The organism is Synechococcus sp. O70.2, from assembly GCF_047462135.1.
In the GTDB taxonomy this organism is placed as follows: domain Bacteria; phylum Cyanobacteriota; class Cyanobacteriia; order Thermostichales; family Thermostichaceae; genus Thermostichus.
In genome coordinates, this window is record NZ_JANSIS010000007.1 from 90,277 (window position 1) to 105,557 (window position 15,281).

The window sequence follows — 15,281 nt, forward strand, 5'->3', positions numbered from 1 at the left end:
ACTGAGGGAGGTAGGCTTCTGCGCAGACTATGGCGGTATCCCCTCTTTCTTCCCCCAAGCTGGGCCAGGCTTTTGATGCCGCTGCCGACCTAGCTGCCCAGGTGCGGCCGGATTTTCCAATCCTGCAGCGCCAAATCAACGGCCAGCCGCTCATCTACTTCGACAATGCGGCTACTTCCCAGAAGCCGCTGGCGGTTTTGCAGGCCATGGATCTCTACTATCGGCACAGCAACGCCAACGTGCACCGGGGGGTGCATACCCTGGGCAACGAAGCCACTGAGGCCTATGAGGGGGCGCGGGAGAAGATTGCCCGCTTTGTCAATGCGCCCTCCCCGCAGGAGATCATCTACACCCGCAACGCCAGCGAGGCCATTAACCTAGTGGCCTACAGTTGGGGCATGAGCACCCTACAGCGGGGAGACGAGATCATCCTGTCGGTGATGGAGCACCACAGCAATTTGATCCCGTGGCAATTCGTGGCTCAGAAGACGGGGGCCTGCCTTAGGTTTATCCAGATCACGCCCGAAGGCGAGCTGGATCTGGAGCACTACCGCTCTCTGCTGGGCAATCGCACCCGCCTAGTGGCGGTAGCTCACGTCTCCAACATGCTGGGATCCATCAACCCGGTTCGGGAGGTGATTGAGTTAGCCCATCGCTACGGGGCTAGGGTGTTGCTGGATGCCTGCCAGAGTGTGCCCCACATGCCCGTGGACGTGCAGGCCCTGGATTGCGATTGGCTGGCCTTTTCTGGGCACAAGATGTGCGGCCCCACTGGGATTGGGGTGCTCTACGGCAAGCGGGAGCTGCTGCGGGCCATGCCGCCCTTTTTGGGTGGGGGCGAGATGATTGCTGAGGTGTACTGGGATCACGCCACCTACGCCGATATCCCCCACAAGTTTGAGGCGGGCACGCCGGCCATTGCCCAAGCGGTGGGTTTGGGGGCAGCCGTAGACTACTTGAGCCAGATTGGGCTAGAGCGCGTGCATGCCCATGAGCAAAAGTTAACCGCTCGCCTCCTGGAGGGGCTCCAGCGCATTCCAGGCCTGAAGATCTATGGCCCCAAGGATCCGGCGCGCCGGGCAGGACTGGTCAGCTTTTCAGCGGAGGGCATCCACCCCCACGACCTGTCTACGCTGCTGGATGAGCAGGGGATCGCCATCCGGGCTGGCCACCACTGCACCCAGCCGCTGCACCGCCACTTGCAGGTGCAATCGACAGCGCGGGCCAGCGTCTACCTCTACAACACCCTGGCCGAGGTGGATCGCTTCCTCGAGGTGCTGGCGGAGGCAGTGGCGTTTTTCAGGGAGGCCTTGGGCTAGATGCTCTACCGCCGCTTTGGGCGCACCCAGCAGCTTATGTCGGCTTTTTCCCTGGGCAGCATGCGGCTGGTCAACGTGCCGCCGGAGCAGGCCCAGGCCACGGTGGCAGCGGCGCTGGAGGCAGGGATCAACCACCTGGAAACAGCGCAGGCCTACGGCCATGCAGAGGTGCTCTTGGGGGAGATCCTGCAGAAGCTGGCAGTGCCGCGGCAGCGCCTGATCCTGACCACCAAGCTTACGCCCGGCGAGAGGCTGCGGGAACGACTAGAGGGATCCCTGCGGCGGCTGCAGGTGGAGTATCTGGATCAGTTTGCCTTCCATGGCATCAACCTGCCCGAACACCTGGAGTGGGTACTGCGGGAAGGGTTGCCGCTGCTCAGGCAGGCGCAGCAGGAGGGGCTGGTGCGCTACATCGGCTTTTCCACCCATGGATCCCTGGAGCTAATCCTAGAGGCCATCCAGACCGGCCAGTTTGACTTTGTTAATTTGCACTACCACTTTTTCCAGCAGCGCAATGCACCGGCCCTAGAGGCGGCGGCCCAGCAGGATATGGGGGTGTTCATCATCTCCCCCGCCGACAAGGGGGGAATGCTCTACCGCCCACCCCAGCGCCTGCAGGAGAGCTGTGCGCCCTTTAGCCCCTTGGAGTTTGCCTACCGCTTTTTGCTGGCGGATCCCCGCATCCACACCCTCAGCCTAGGCATCACCCATCCTGACGAGTTACAAACAGCCCTGGTGGCCCTGCAGGATCCGGAGCGCTGGTGGACGGAGGGCCTAGCGGTGCAGGAGCGGCTGCGCCAAGCAGAAGAGGAGCGCCTGGGGTCCAGCCGCTGTGCCCAGTGCTATGCCTGCCTACCCTGTCCAGAAGGGATCCACATCCCAGAGGTGCTGCGGCTGCGCAACTTGGCCATTGCCCACGAGATGACGGAGTTTGCCCAGTATCGCTACAACATGTTTGGCCAGGCAGGGCACTGGTTCCCGGGAGTACCTGCTGACCGCTGCACCGAGTGCGGCGACTGTCTGCCTCGCTGTCCCGAGCACCTGCCGATCCCAGACTTGTTGGCTGAAACCCACCGCCTTTTGCACCGCTCTCCCATTCGGCGGCTGTGGGAGTGAAGAAAATGGGCCACCTGCTGTCTGACCCCGGAAACTTGCCCCAGAGCCTCTCTGCCTCATTCTAAGATGGGGTCTGGTTCTTTCGAGGATCCCGGTGCATGTTGTTGGAGCTTACCCCAGAAGAGTGCGAGTCGGTGATCCCGCTAGTGCCTACGCGGCTCCAGTACGCCGCTTACTGGAGCGATGCCCTCAACAGCGTAGGCCGGATCATTACGGCGATTTTGGTGGGCGTAGCGCTGCTGGTGCTGTCTCGCGCTTTTGGCGAGGGATCCTTCCTGGGGGCAGTCTCCTTTCTGGCAGGGTTTCTCTCGTTGCTCTACCCCTTCCTGTGGGGGCCCCTCTACACCATCTCCCGCCGGCAGATGGCTTTTCGCGAGATCCCTTACGGAGGGCTCTTCTTTGGCCAGGTCTTGAGTACCCGCCGCTACGAGGTGGTGGTGGAAGAGCGGAAAAAGCTGGATGAGGACGGGGAGCTCTACATCGAGGAGGTGCGAGAGCGCCAGTTTGAGATGGAAATTGGCGATGAAACGGGGGTTACTTACCGCGTGCGGGCTAGGGATGATCCCCGCTACCGGCGAATTGTTAAGAAACAATCGGTGTTGGCGTTGGTGAAAGCCTATTCGCGCGATCTGCGGCGCCGGCCGACTTTGAGCGAAGTCTACGTGGTCAAGCTAGGGGAATGGGTGGGGGATGTTTCCTATTTGGATCGGGAGGCGTTTCTGCAGTTGGCCGATGAGCTGTTGGCGCTCGAGCTAGGCCCGGAGGCAAAAGCCTAAGCGATGTCGGAAGCTGGAATCACCCGCGCGGCTTGGATCGTGGCGGCCTTGGTGGCTTCGGCAGCTCTGGGGCCGTGGCTAGCTCTGCCTTTGGCTGGGATGGTGGCCTTGGGGATTGTCGAACAGGTGGCCTTTGGGGGGCGGCTGTCGGGGTTGCTGGGCGCGCTCCTGGATTGGGCTTCTCCAGCCTATCGGCAGCGGGTCATCCGCCACGAGGCGGGACACATTTTGGTGGCTCACCTGCTGGGGATCCCCTTGCGCGGCTACGTGCTCAGCCCTTGGCAAGCCTTTCGACGGGGGATCCCGGGCTACGGCGGAGTGGAGCTGGATCCGGCCCCCATGCACACCTGGGAAGCCCAGGGGGGCCTCTCCTGGGCAGATCTGGAGCGCTACGGCCTGTTTTGGATGGCAGGGGCTGCCGCAGAGTCTCTGCACTATGGCCAAGTGGTGGGAGATGAGGAGGATAGGCAACAGTTGGCTAAGCTCCTGTCAGGGATCCGGGCTGCCCCGCCTTTGGCCTCTGCTGCTCAAGTGAGGGTTCAAATGAACCGCTTCTTGCGCCAGAGCCGGGCATTGTTGCAAGCCCACCCTGAAGCCTATGCCGTTGCCGTCCAGCACCTGGAGCGGGGCTCCCCCCTGCAAGACTGCCTAGCTGCTATAGCAGCCAGCTTGGAAGAGCGCCGCCAGCAAGCTCCTCCGCCCTCTTTTGGAACCGCTTGCTGATACACTCGAAATCGGGATTCCCCTTTGGGATCGTTGTGTCGCTTAGGGAGGATCTAGCTTGCGTCCCATCCTCATCGCGGGCAACTGGAAAATGCACAAAACCCAGGTGGAGGCCCGCCAGTTTCTCCGCGAGTTTGGCCCAGCCCTGCAAGCGTCGTCTTCAGGGGTGATGCCGCAGCGGCAGATCATCCTGTGCGTGCCCTTTACAGACCTGGCCGTGGTGGCAGAAGAAACGCGGGGATCCGGCATAGCTGTGGGAGCGCAAAACCTGCATTGGGAGGATCAAGGGGCGTTTACGGGAGAGATCTCCGGCCCCATGCTGGTAGAGCTGGGGGTGCGCTACGTTATCGTTGGCCACAGCGAGCGACGGCAGTACTTTGGCGAAACGGATGAAACCGTCAACCGGCGCTTGGCGGCGGCCCAGCGGCATGGGCTCACCCCTATCCTCTGTGTGGGGGAAAGCTTGCAGCAGCGGGAACAGGGGCTAACCGAGTCTTGGATTGTGGGACAGTTGGATCGCGCCTTGACAGGGATCAATCTGCAAAACCTTGTGATTGCCTACGAGCCCATCTGGGCCATTGGCACGGGAAAAACCTGTGCAGCCGCTGAGGCCAACCGCGTCATTGGCCTTATTCGCCAGCATCTGGGCGCTGACCATCTACCCATCCTCTACGGTGGCTCGGTCAAAGCCAGCAATATCGACGAGCTGATGGCCCAGCCGCAGATTGATGGCGTACTGGTGGGGGGTGCTAGCCTCGATCCCCAAGAGTTTGCCCGCATTGTCAACTTCCAGGCCCTGAGTCCTGCGGCAGCGGCTCCCTAGGCTCCTCAGCGAGATTGCCCCCATAGCAGAGCCACGGGGAAAGACTTGAGGACGGCCCCCACGGGCAAGCTGTCGCCACCAGGGATCTCTTCCTGGGTTAAGCCATTCACCCAGTCCAGCCGCTTCCAGCGCGGCAGTTGAATTTCCGTATCTTTCCAAACCGATTCCCCCAGGGGATCTTGGGTTTCGTCAATTAAGGAAGTTAAAAAACGGGGCGCCACCACCAGCACGACTTGTTTATCGTGCTGACGGGCAAAGGCTATGACGTGGTTGGCATAGGAGCCGCTCACCTGTAGAGGAATATAACTGCCTTCCAGAAACAGCTGCGGCTGTTCCTGACGGGCCTTGAGCACCAGGTGGATAAGAAACAGCTTAATGCGGCCATCGTGGCGGTGGAGCAGAAGATCTTGGATAAGTTGCAGGGGATCCTGCTTGATTCGCCGCTGGATTTCTTCGAGGTAAGCTAGGCGACGGGAAAAGTCCACGGGTCGGCGATTGTCGGGATCCACCATGCTGAGATCCCACAGCTCCGTGCCCTGATAGATATCCGGGATCCCAGGGCTGGTGAGCTTCAGCAGAGTTTGAGAGAGAGAGTTAAAGATGCCAAAGTGGGCAATTTTGCGCTGAAAGGGTAGGAAAGACTTCAAGAAGGGGCTTGAGGGCTGCAGGATTTGATCGATGAAAGCAAGGGTAGCTTCTTCGTATTCGGTGTCGGGGCGAAGCCAGGCAGTATGGACTTTAGCTTCCCGAACTGCTTTGATGGCGTAGTCTTTAACTCGCTGGACAAAGGTCGGAACTTCCTCTGGTTGAAAAGGATAGGAGCCGATCAAAGTCTGATAGAGAAAATACTCGTCGTTGCGATCTGGCAGCTCCGAACGCTTGGCTTGCTTGCGGTAAACTTTATAGCCAACATTGAGCTCGTGCCAGAGGTTAATATGTCTCTCCCACTCGGCGGGTATTTCGGAGAGTACGTTCAGGCGGGCCCGCACATCCTCGCCGCGCTTGGTGTCGTGGGTGGAAGAGGCATTTAGGGTCAAAGGCCACTGGGCTGCTCGTTCTTGGTTAAAGCGATGGAACTCCTGGATAGAAATGCCAAAACGACACAGATCGCTGCCTACCTCGTTTAGGGATAGCAGCCTATTGTAAACGTAGAAGGCCGTGTCCTCTACCCCTTTGGCCATGAGAGGGCCGGCCAACTGTTGCAGCCTCATGGCAAAGTAGATTTGCTCGTTCTTCTCCTCCTCCGAGATGTTTTCGGGGAACTCAAGACAGAGAAAGCGCTGTAGGAAATTCAGCTCGTTGACTAAGATGGGCAGGTTCTCCTTAGCTTTCTCTACAGCTTGGCGGATAGCCTGCTGACCTTCTGGGCTGAGAACCCCTTCATGGATGTAGACTCGGTAAACTGGGAAACACACCAAAACCTCTGCCAGAGCTCGGCGCAAGCTGTAGAGAGTAAAGTCGTTGGCATAGCGGTGATGGCTGGTAATTCGCTTAAGCAAAAAGGCAAGGTTGTCCATGTCCCCCGCTAGGTTGCGCTCAATGATTAGGCGTTTTTTGTCTTCGATTACCTGTTCGGGAGACTGCCTTAGATCGGTAAAGTTTTGGTATAGCCTTTCAAACGCCTCCTCGTTCTCAGAGCAGCAAAAGAGGCCGTTCAGCTTAGCCAGGAAGTCATAACCTGTTGTGCCCTGTACCGGCCACTGAGGAGGCAGCTTCTCGTCAGGCCCCAGTATTTTTTCTACAACGATGTAGAGATCTGGACAGCGCTCACGGAGGCGATGGAGATATTCCTCCGGGTTAAATAGGCCATCAATATGGTCAATGCGCAAGCCCGTAAAGCGCCCTTGCTCTGCAAGCTTAAAGATGAGCTGGTGCGTTTTGCGAAAGACCTCCCGGTCTTCTACCCGCAGCGAGATCAAGTCATTGATGGTAAAGAAGCGACGGTAGTTGATCTCTTCAGCACCTACCTTCCAGAAGGAAAGGCGGAAGTTTTGCCGGGCCAAGAGACTGTCCAGCAAGTCAAAGCTTGAGGGATCTCCTGGCTTGCCATTAAAGATGGCAATGTTCTCATCAAAAAAGCTTTGAATATGCGGGCTGGAGGTATAAAGCTCCCACAGAGAGTGCTTAGCAAAATTGATTTGGTCAGTACGCTCTAGGAGGTCTTCTTTGCTAGGAATGAACTTGAGGCTGAAGAGAATTCCCAGTAGCTTGACGTAGTCAGGATGGCTGCGTCCTAGTTTTCGCCTCAGCTTGCCTAAGTTGTAAGTAAAAACATCGGCGTAGGTGTCGATATTGAGAGGAAACCTCAAGTTGAAGTAGTTAATGCTAAGGCCATCGGCATCGTAACGAAGCTGGATTTGTCCGGACTCTAAGCATTTGTTATAGAAATCCCCTAGAAAGGGTGCTAAAATTCTGCCCTTGATGCCAAGGTAGGAGTGATCCCAGTCAACATCGAAGTAATCGATAAAGTCTGAGTTGGGGCCGCTTTCCAGAACATCCATTAGCATTCGATTTTGGCCGTCATAGGCCATGTGATTGGGAACAATGTCTTGGATCCAGCCAATTCCCTGCTGGTGGAGAGTTTCCCATAGAACTTCAAATTTTTCGATTCCTCCCAGTTCGCAGTTGATCTGGGTGGGATCCACCACGTCGTAGCCGTGGGTACTGCCTTTGCGAGCCTGAAAGATGGGAGAGGCGTACAGATCGCTAACACCCAGCAACTTTAGGTAGGGGACGATTTGCCGTGCTGCCTCGAAGTCAAAACCGGCGTGAAACTGGATGCGATAGGTGCAAGTCGGGATCCGCATGGTGACCTCTAACTAGAAAGGGTTTTTCCAGGTTGACATACTCCCTACAGCTGCAGCTGGCTTCTAGGCAGCAGCTAGCAGAGCCTTGGAGCTGCCAATGAGTCCCGAGCTTGTCTCTAAGCCGTCATGGCCTTCTGACGGTAGCATGCTGTCCCATTTTCAGGCTCTACCCGACACAACCTCAGCCAGCGCTGTTTGCAGCTGCAAGGCCAATTGGGAGGGGAGGCTATCTTGCCTCCAAAACAGAGCTGCTGGTGAGCGGCAATGGGGATTTCCTGCCAGCCCTCAAGTAGAGGTGGCCGCCTACCAGCCAAATCACTCCGAGCTCCTTCGCCTAGCAGTACACTTGGCAGGGGGCTGGGATCTGAACCTCTGAGGTTCCGACCAGGTGCTAACGATCCCCGCCCCATCTCCTCAACTTACCAACCCCGACTGGAGAGAGACCGATGTCCACCCACTTGACGCCGCGGTTTGCCGAGGCCATGCGCTACGCCTACCGATGGCACGCTGCTCAAACTCGCAAGGGAACCAGGATCCCTTACCTCAGCCACCTGTTGGCCGTAGCCTCCATTGCCCTAGAGTACGGTGCCGATGAGGATGAGGCCATTGCTGCTTTGCTCCACGACAGCCTGGAAGATGGCCCCCGCTATAGCGGCGAGCCACGGGCCCAGATTGAACAGCAACTGCGGGAGCGCTTTGGAGAACGAGTGCTGCAGATCATCTTAGGGTGTACGGATACTGAAAGCGATAGCTCCCGGGGCGAGCCCAAAGAAAACTGGAAGGAGCGGAAAACGGCCTACCTGAAGCATTTGGAAACCGCAGACGCTTCGGTTCTGCTGGTGGCTGCCGCTGACAAGCTGCACAACGCCCGCTGCCTCCTACGGGACTTTCGCCAGCTAGGGGATCAGCTTTGGGAGCGCTTCTCCGGCGGTAAGGAGGGATCCCTATGGTACTACCGCTCGCTGGCGGAGATCCTGGGACGACGGCTACCTTCGGGGTTAGCTGCGGAGCTCCAGGAAGTGGTGGCCGAGTTGCAACGGACAGCCGAGCCGAATCCGGCGCTTGACAGGGAGGAGGGGGGCTGAAGAAAATGCTGAGGGCAGTCCTATAGGTCACCCGTCTATGGTTCTTGCGGTCGGTACCCCTGCTCCTGGCTTTAATACCGTCGACGCCCACGGCAACCCGGTTTCCCTAGCCGATTTTGCTGGGAAAACGGTGATTCTTTACTTTTACCCCAAAGATGACACCCCTGGCTGCACCAAAGAGGCCTGCGGCTTCCGTGACGCCTACGCGGACTATCAGAGCAAAGACTTGGTGGTGCTGGGGGTAAGCATGGACGACCAAGCTTCCCACAAGAAGTTTGCCGAAAAGTACAACTTGCCCTTCCCTCTCTTGGTGGATAGCGACGGCGCAATTGCCCGCGCCTACGATGTGGACGGAGGCGGCTATGCCAAGCGAGTAACCTACGTCATTGATGGCGAGGGCAAAATTGCTAAGGTCTACCAAAACATTAATACGGAAACTCACGCCCGCGATATCTTGGCGGACTTGGGCCCGTGAGGAGGCTGAACCTGAGGGCTTGCCTCCCAGCCTTTGGGTATGAACGACGACATTCCAGTTGCGCGTCGCTACCCTCCCCCTCCAGCAAAAGCGCAAGGCTCCTCAGGTCCCTGGAGGCTGGGCTTAAGGCTAGGTCTAGCCTTGCTTACGCTGCTGCTCTCAACGGTGTGGGCAGTGGGCGGGTTGCCAGGATCAAAGGAAAGAAGAGAACCCCTGGCGCAAAATCTCTCTGTTTCTCAGCAAGGAGAGGGCAGGCCCTCTCTGCTGGGCCACTATGCCTATGCTGAAGCTCCGCCAGAGACCCTCCAGGTAGTGGGCTATTACCACGGGCGCGAGGTGCGCCTGCGCCACGCCGCTGCCGAGAGCTACCGGCGAATGAGCGCAGCGGCTCTAGCCGACGGGATCCGCCTTGTCCCCATCTCTGGGTTTCGCTCGATAGCAGAGCAGGAGGCTTTGTTTTTTCAAGTAGCCCAAGCGCGGGCTCTGCGGCCAGGAGAACGGGCTGCAGTCAGCGCTCCCCCGGGATATAGCGAGCATCACACCGGCTACGCTATCGACATTGGGGATGCCCAGTTTCCGCAGTGGGATCTCCAGGAGGCTTTTGAAAAGACTCCTGCCTTCCGCTGGCTGGAGAAGAACGCTGCTCGTTTTGGCTTTGAGCTGTCCTTTCCCCGCAGCAACCCCCAAGGAGTAAGCTACGAGCCCTGGCACTGGCGCTTTGTGGGCGACCGCCACAGCCTAGAGACCTTCTACAAGCGCTAGGCGACTCCTCTCTTCGTTTGGTAGAGGAGCTGGGGGAATGTTCAAGAAGCGGATGACGCGATTCGAACGCGCGACCTTCTCGTTGGCAACGAGAAGCTCTACCACTGAGCTACATCCGCACTAGCTAGTAGTGTATCGTGACAAACTTTGCCGCTGTCTGTCAAGGGGGGAAGTGGGCGGCATTTTGTTCCAGAATGGGAGCAGTTCATCTTTCTTTGCAGTTGCGTCAGCCCCTAGCGGGGCCTAGGAAATCGCGATGCGGGTAGCCATTATTGGAGCAGGGTTGGCCGGCTTGGCAACGGGGGTTTACTTGGCTGAGGCGGGCCATGAAGTGCAGATCTACGAGGCGCGGCCCTTTGCCGGCGGCAAGGTGGGATCCTGGCAGGATGCCGAGGGCAACCACATTGAGATGGGATTGCACGTTTTTTTCTGCAACTACAGCAACCTGTTTGCCCTGATGAAAAAGGTGGGGGCCTACGAGAATCTGCTGCCCAAGCAGCACGTCCACACTTTTGTCAACCGCGGCGGGCGGGTGGCCAGCCTCGATTTTCGCTTTCCCCTAGGAGCGCCCTTCAATGGCCTCAAAGCTTTTTTTACCACCAACCAGCTCTCCTGGGCCGATAAACTGCGCAACGCCTTGGCGCTAGGCACTAGCCCCTTGATTCGCGGCCTGCTGGACTACGAAGGGGCAATGCAACAGATTCGCGCTTTGGATCGGGTAAGCTTTGCCGAGTGGTTCCGCCAGCACGGCGGGTCTGAGGGTAGCCTGAAGCGGATGTGGAACCCCATTGCCTATGCCCTGGGCTTCATCGACACGGAGCAGATTTCTGCTCGCTGCATGCTGACCATCTTTCAGATGTTTGCCAGCAAAACAGACGCCTCTAAGCTCAATTTCCTCAAGGGATCCCCGGACAATTACCTTACCCAACCCATCGTCCGCTACCTGCAAGCCCGCGGCGGTCAGGTTCATACCCGGCGGGGGGTTAGCCGCATTGAAGTCAGCGACTCCCCCCCCTACGCGGTAACCGGCCTGGTTTTGGCCAACGGCGAGCGCGTGGAGGCGGATGTGTATGTATGTGCAACGGCGGTAGAAGGGGCAAAACGCCTGATCCCCCAGGTGTGGCGGCAATGGCCCCAGTTCGACAACCTCTACAAGCTGGACTCGGTGCCGGTTGCCACGGTGCAGTTGCGCTTCGACGGCTGGGTGACGGAGCTCAACCCCCAGGGCCGGGCCAAACGCGCCGCCGACTATCCCCAGCCGCTTGGCATTGACAACCTCCTCTACACTGCCGATGCCGATTTCTCCTGCTTTGCCGATCTCGCCCTCACCAGCCCTGCTGACTACTACAAACCCGGCCAGGGATCCCTGCTGCAATGCGTGCTTACGCCCGGGGATCCCTTTATCTCCATGTCCAACGAGGCCATTGCCCAGCACGTGTTGCACCAAGTGCATGAGCTCTTTCCCTCCTCGCGGCAACTGAACCTGACCTGGTACAGCGTGGTCAAGCTGGCCCACTCCCTCTACCGCGAGGCGCCAGGCATGGAGCCCTATCGGCCGCAGCAGAAAACTCCCGTGCCCAACTTCTTCCTTGCCGGCAGCTACACCGCCCAGGACTACATCGACAGCATGGAAGGAGCCACCCTCTCTGGCCAGTTGGCTGCCCAGGCCATCCTGGCCGCCTGCCGGGATCCCCAGCCGTCGCCGCCAGCCTAGCGGGCCTTCGCTGCCCAGCAGAACAGCGGCAAAGGGAGGCTCTCCCTGCCTCTGGCTCAGCCAGTTGGCTCTGGCAAGCCGGATCCTTTTCCCCTACCATCTAGGCTGGGAAAATGGGTTGGGGACAGCTATGCAGGCGGTAATTCTGGCAGGGGGGCAGGGAACTCGCTTACGGCCTTTGACCCTATGGCAGCCAAAGCCGTTGCTGCCCTTGTTGGAGGTACCTTTTTTACACTGGCTCATTGGCCGCTGCCGTCGAGCTGGCTTGACGGACATCCTGTTGAGCGTTGGGTACTTGGGCAGGCAAATCGAGGCTGCCCTAGGAGATGGCGCTGCCTGGGGGGTAAAGCTTCGCTACATCGTCGAGGAAACACCGCTGGATACGGCAGGGGCTTTGGTGTTGGCCCAGCCCTATTTCAACGGGGATCCCTTGGTGGTCTTCAACGCCGATATCCTCACCGATCTGGATCTGGCGGCATTGATGCGCTGCCATTTGCAGAGCGGGGCTGTTGCCACCCTTACCCTTGCCCGCGTTGAGGACATCACCGCCTACGGCCTGGTGGAAGTGGGGGAAGGCGGCCGGATCCAATCCTTTCGGGAAAAGCCCACCCCTGCCGAAGCCCTCACCCTGACCACCAACACCATCAACGCCGGCACCTATGTCCTCGATCCAGCCATCTTCAAGGACTACCCCAGCGGGGATCCCCTCAGCTTTGAGCGGCGCGTCTTCCCCGACCTGCTCCAGCAAGGGCAGCGGCTGCAAGCCTACCTGCACACGGGCTACTGGCGAGATCTGGGCACGCCGGCCAGCTACTACCAGGGTCAACTGGATATTCTCCTAGGCCGGATGAGGGATTTTCCGCTCGAGGATGTGGAAGAACGGGCGCCCGGGATCTGGGTTCACAAGACGGCTGAGGTCCACCCTGCTGCCCAACTGCACGCCCCTTGCTACATCGGCGCCTATACCCGCCTGGGGCCCCAAGCCCAGATCCCTGCTGGCACTATCCTGGGCAGCTACAGTTGGGTCAATGGCCCCCTGCAGCCAGGGGCTTACGGGCCAGGCCTCCTCGTGGTTTAATGTAGCGGATAGCAAGCAAAGTAGCGCCCTTGTTCTCTCGTTTTGGGGAGCACATAGGCATCCAGCTATGGCGGAATACAGGCCTGGGCTAGAGGGCGTTCCGGCCACGCGATCCAACATTAGCTTTGTCGACGGCCAGGCAGGGATCCTGGAATACCGCGGCATCCCCATTGAGGAGCTAGCGGCCCACAGTACCTTTCTGGAGACAGCTTATTTGCTGATTTTTGGCAAGCTGCCCACCCAGTCGGAGCTGGACAACTTTGATCAGGCTGTCCGCAGCCATCGGCGGGTCAAGTACCGTATCCGCGACATGATTAAGTCGTTTCCCGACTCGGGCCACCCGATGGATGCCCTACAGACCTGTGTCGCCAGCCTGGGCATGTTCTACCCGGTGCAGGAGGCAGATCCCGACTACGTCTTTGTCACGGTTACCCGCCTGCTGGCCAAGCTGCCGACGATGGTGGCCATGTTTCACCAGATGCGGCAGGGCAACGATCCCATTCCCCCTGACGACAGCCTGGATCATGCCGCCAATTTCCTCTACATGCTCTCGGGCAAAAAGCCAGATCCCTGGCTAGCTCGCGTTTTCGATACCTGTCTCATCCTGCACGCCGAGCACACGGTTAACGCTTCAACCTTTGCCCTTTTGGTGAGCGCCTCGACCCTGGCTAGCCCCTACAGCAGCCTGGCCACAGCGGTGGGCACCCTTTCGGGGTTGCTGCACGGCGGGGCCAACCAAGAGGTAATGAAGCTGTTGCGGCAGATTGGCTCAGTGGAGAACGTCCGCCCGTTTATTGAAGAAAAGCTGGCTAGAAAAGAGCGGATTATGGGCATGGGGCACCGCGTCTACAAAGTGAAGGATCCGCGGGCCATCATCCTGCAAAAGCTTGCCGAGGAGCTGTTCGAGCGCCACGGCCACGATAAGTACTACGACATTGCCCTGGAGGTAGAGCGGGTGTGTGCAGAGCTGCTGGGACCTAAGGGCATCTACCCCAACGTGGACTTCTACTCAGGCTTGGTCTACGCCAAGCTGGGGATCCCAGAGGATTTGTTTACACCGGTGTTTGCCATTGCCCGGGTAGCCGGTTGGCTGGCCCATTGGCGGGAGCAGTTGGCGGATAATCGCCTCTTTCGCCCCACCCAGGTCTACACCGGCAAGCGCCAGCAGCGCTACATCCCCATTTCGGAGCGGAGCTAAGGTTAACCCCCTTGGACAGGGTGCGAAGATCCCCTGGCTTGCGTCGGGCTGGCTTTGGCCAAGGTCCCTTGCCCCTGCGGGACCCGAGGTCCTCCAGATCCACCTTGAGGATCCAAGGGCATAGGTGCCAAGCCCGACAAGGGTGCCGGGGTTGCGATCCCCAAAAGTTGGGGGTGTAGACTACGCAACCAATTGGCCAGCGGTGGTTCCTAGAAACTGGCAAAGCTAGAGGGCCGCCAACTGGGGCACACCCACCAGTTTCTCGCTCAGCTCCCAGAGCAACTTGGCTTTGGCCTCATCCTTTGCTTCGTCAGAAACCTCCTGGTTAAAGGGCCTGGCATGCTTCCGTTGCCGGTTGCCCCAGCTCCAGTAGAATCCCGACTGGCGAAATTCGGGATCGGCCACCACCTGCGCCACCCGCTCGCCGGCCAGCTCCTGGGAGACATAGCCACCGGTGATGTATTTTTGAAACCAGGGGAAAAGCTTTTGGAACAAGGGATAGTGATGGCGGAAGAGGCCGCTTTCCGCCACACAGCCGGGGTAAAGGGAGAGAAAGGTGATGCCGGTGCTCTCGTGGAAGCGGCGGTGCAGCTCCCGCATGGTGATGATGTTGCAAACTTTGCTGTCTTTGTAGGCCTTGACGGGATCGAACTTGCCGCCGTCGGCCATGCTGATGGGTTCCTTAAAGCCCTGGGCAAAGCCCCGCAGATCCCCCAGGTGAGGTTGGGGTGGGATCTTGCCTCCCAGCTCTTTGGGGTTGTGGGTAACCGTTCCTAAGATTACCAGCCGCCGATCCGGGTAAGGGGAGCGCTTGAGATCCTCCAGCATCAGGTGGCAGAGGAGGAAATGTCCTAGGTGGTTGGTGGCCATGGTTAGCTCATAGCCCTCGGGGCTGCGCAGGGGCTGCTTGAGCAGGGGCATGTAGATGGCGGCGTTGCACACCAGGGCATCCAGAGAACGGCCCGACTGACGGAACTGCTCGACAAACTGCCGAACACTGGCCAGGCTGGCCAGATCAATTGGCATCAGGCTGTAGCTCCCCTCTGGGATCCCCACCTGCTGGGCCATCCGCCGGCCCTTGTCCAGATCCCGACAGGCCATTACCACGTGCCAGCCCCGCTTGGCCAAAGCCAAGGAGGCATACAGGCCAACGCCTGAGGAAGCACCAGTAATCACGACGGTGGGTTGCATTTGTCCTTCCATATCCAACTCCTAGACGGTTTCCTGAGGGGGGATCCCTCAGATCCCTGCAGGATCCATCTTGGAGTGGAAAGGGGTCTAGACAAGGAATTGATAAGGTTTGCGACGCTTTTCCGGGCCATTTCCTTCATTTTTAGATACAAGCTTGGCCTTGCCAGCTCAGGTAGATCCAGGTGGCCAAAGCCGCACCGCTGTTGCGAACGAG

At 58.9% G+C, this 15,281-nt stretch carries 13 protein-coding genes and 1 tRNA gene; 11 read left to right on the forward strand and 3 right to left on the reverse strand.

The window, feature by feature from the left end; genetic code table 11:
- Positions 1–29: 29 nt before the first annotated feature.
- The 5 genes from NW812_RS09100 to tpiA all read left to right on the forward strand — a co-directional run bounded on the left by NW812_RS09100 (position 30) and on the right by tpiA (position 4,757).
- Entirely contained in the window at positions 30–1,319 is a 1,290-nt protein-coding gene (locus NW812_RS09100; protein WP_414396056.1) for a cysteine desulfurase, read from the forward strand.
- The gene (locus tag NW812_RS09105) at positions 1,320–2,435 is read left to right on the forward strand and encodes an aldo/keto reductase (protein WP_414396058.1); all 1,116 of its coding nucleotides are present in this window, start codon (positions 1,320–1,322) and stop codon (positions 2,433–2,435) included.
- A 98-nt stretch (positions 2,436–2,533) separates the two neighbouring features.
- Positions 2,534–3,211 (forward strand): hypothetical protein, encoded by a 678-nt coding sequence (locus NW812_RS09110; RefSeq protein WP_414396060.1) that lies wholly within the window; start codon positions 2,534–2,536, stop codon positions 3,209–3,211.
- 3 nt (positions 3,212–3,214) lie between these two features.
- On the forward strand, positions 3,215–3,934 hold the full coding sequence (locus tag NW812_RS09115; protein ID WP_414396062.1) for a hypothetical protein: 720 nt from the start codon (positions 3,215–3,217) through the stop codon (positions 3,932–3,934).
- 58 nt (positions 3,935–3,992) lie between these two features.
- Positions 3,993–4,757 carry a triose-phosphate isomerase gene (tpiA, locus tag NW812_RS09120; RefSeq protein WP_414396063.1) on the forward strand — a complete coding sequence of 255 codons (765 nt, stop codon included), beginning with the start codon at positions 3,993–3,995 and terminating at the stop codon, positions 4,755–4,757.
- Positions 4,758–4,762: 5 nt separating this feature from the next.
- On the opposite strand, the gene treY is transcribed toward tpiA, so the two are convergent.
- Positions 4,763–7,564, reverse strand: coding sequence for a malto-oligosyltrehalose synthase (gene treY, locus NW812_RS09125; RefSeq protein ID WP_414396065.1), 2,802 nt, complete (start codon positions 7,562–7,564; stop codon positions 4,763–4,765).
- A gap of 446 nt (positions 7,565–8,010) precedes the next feature.
- On the opposite strand from treY, the gene NW812_RS09130 reads away from it, so the two are divergent.
- The 3 genes from NW812_RS09130 (at position 8,011) to NW812_RS09140 (ending at position 9,886) form a co-directional block, all read left to right on the forward strand.
- Positions 8,011–8,649 (forward strand): HD domain-containing protein, encoded by a 639-nt coding sequence (locus NW812_RS09130; RefSeq protein WP_414396067.1) that lies wholly within the window; start codon positions 8,011–8,013, stop codon positions 8,647–8,649.
- Positions 8,650–8,686: 37 nt separating this feature from the next.
- Complete coding sequence (locus NW812_RS09135) at positions 8,687–9,124, forward strand: peroxiredoxin (RefSeq protein WP_414396069.1); 438 nt, start codon at positions 8,687–8,689, stop codon at positions 9,122–9,124.
- 174 nt (positions 9,125–9,298) lie between these two features.
- Positions 9,299–9,886: a D-alanyl-D-alanine carboxypeptidase family protein gene (locus NW812_RS09140; RefSeq protein WP_414396117.1), complete on the forward strand. Its 588-nt coding sequence runs from the start codon at positions 9,299–9,301 to the stop codon at positions 9,884–9,886.
- A 47-nt stretch (positions 9,887–9,933) separates the two neighbouring features.
- On the opposite strand, the gene NW812_RS09145 is transcribed toward NW812_RS09140, so the two are convergent.
- Positions 9,934–10,005: transfer RNA gene (locus tag NW812_RS09145), tRNA-Gly, on the reverse strand.
- A 137-nt stretch (positions 10,006–10,142) separates the two neighbouring features.
- On the opposite strand from NW812_RS09145, the gene zds reads away from it, so the two are divergent.
- The 3 genes from zds (at position 10,143) to NW812_RS09160 (ending at position 13,876) form a co-directional block, all read left to right on the forward strand.
- Complete coding sequence (gene zds, locus NW812_RS09150; protein WP_414396071.1) at positions 10,143–11,600, forward strand: 9,9'-di-cis-zeta-carotene desaturase; 1,458 nt, start codon at positions 10,143–10,145, stop codon at positions 11,598–11,600.
- 130 nt (positions 11,601–11,730) lie between these two features.
- Positions 11,731–12,678 carry a sugar phosphate nucleotidyltransferase gene (locus NW812_RS09155; RefSeq protein ID WP_414396073.1) on the forward strand — a complete coding sequence of 316 codons (948 nt, stop codon included), beginning with the start codon at positions 11,731–11,733 and terminating at the stop codon, positions 12,676–12,678.
- Between the two features lie 67 nt (positions 12,679–12,745).
- Positions 12,746–13,876 carry a citrate synthase gene (locus NW812_RS09160; RefSeq protein WP_414396075.1) on the forward strand — a complete coding sequence of 377 codons (1,131 nt, stop codon included), beginning with the start codon at positions 12,746–12,748 and terminating at the stop codon, positions 13,874–13,876.
- Between the two features lie 225 nt (positions 13,877–14,101).
- Here NW812_RS09160 and NW812_RS09165 read toward each other — a convergent pair whose 3' ends face one another.
- Complete coding sequence (locus NW812_RS09165) at positions 14,102–15,079, reverse strand: protochlorophyllide reductase (protein ID WP_414396077.1); 978 nt, start codon at positions 15,077–15,079, stop codon at positions 14,102–14,104.
- Between the last annotated feature and the right edge of the window lie 202 nt (positions 15,080–15,281).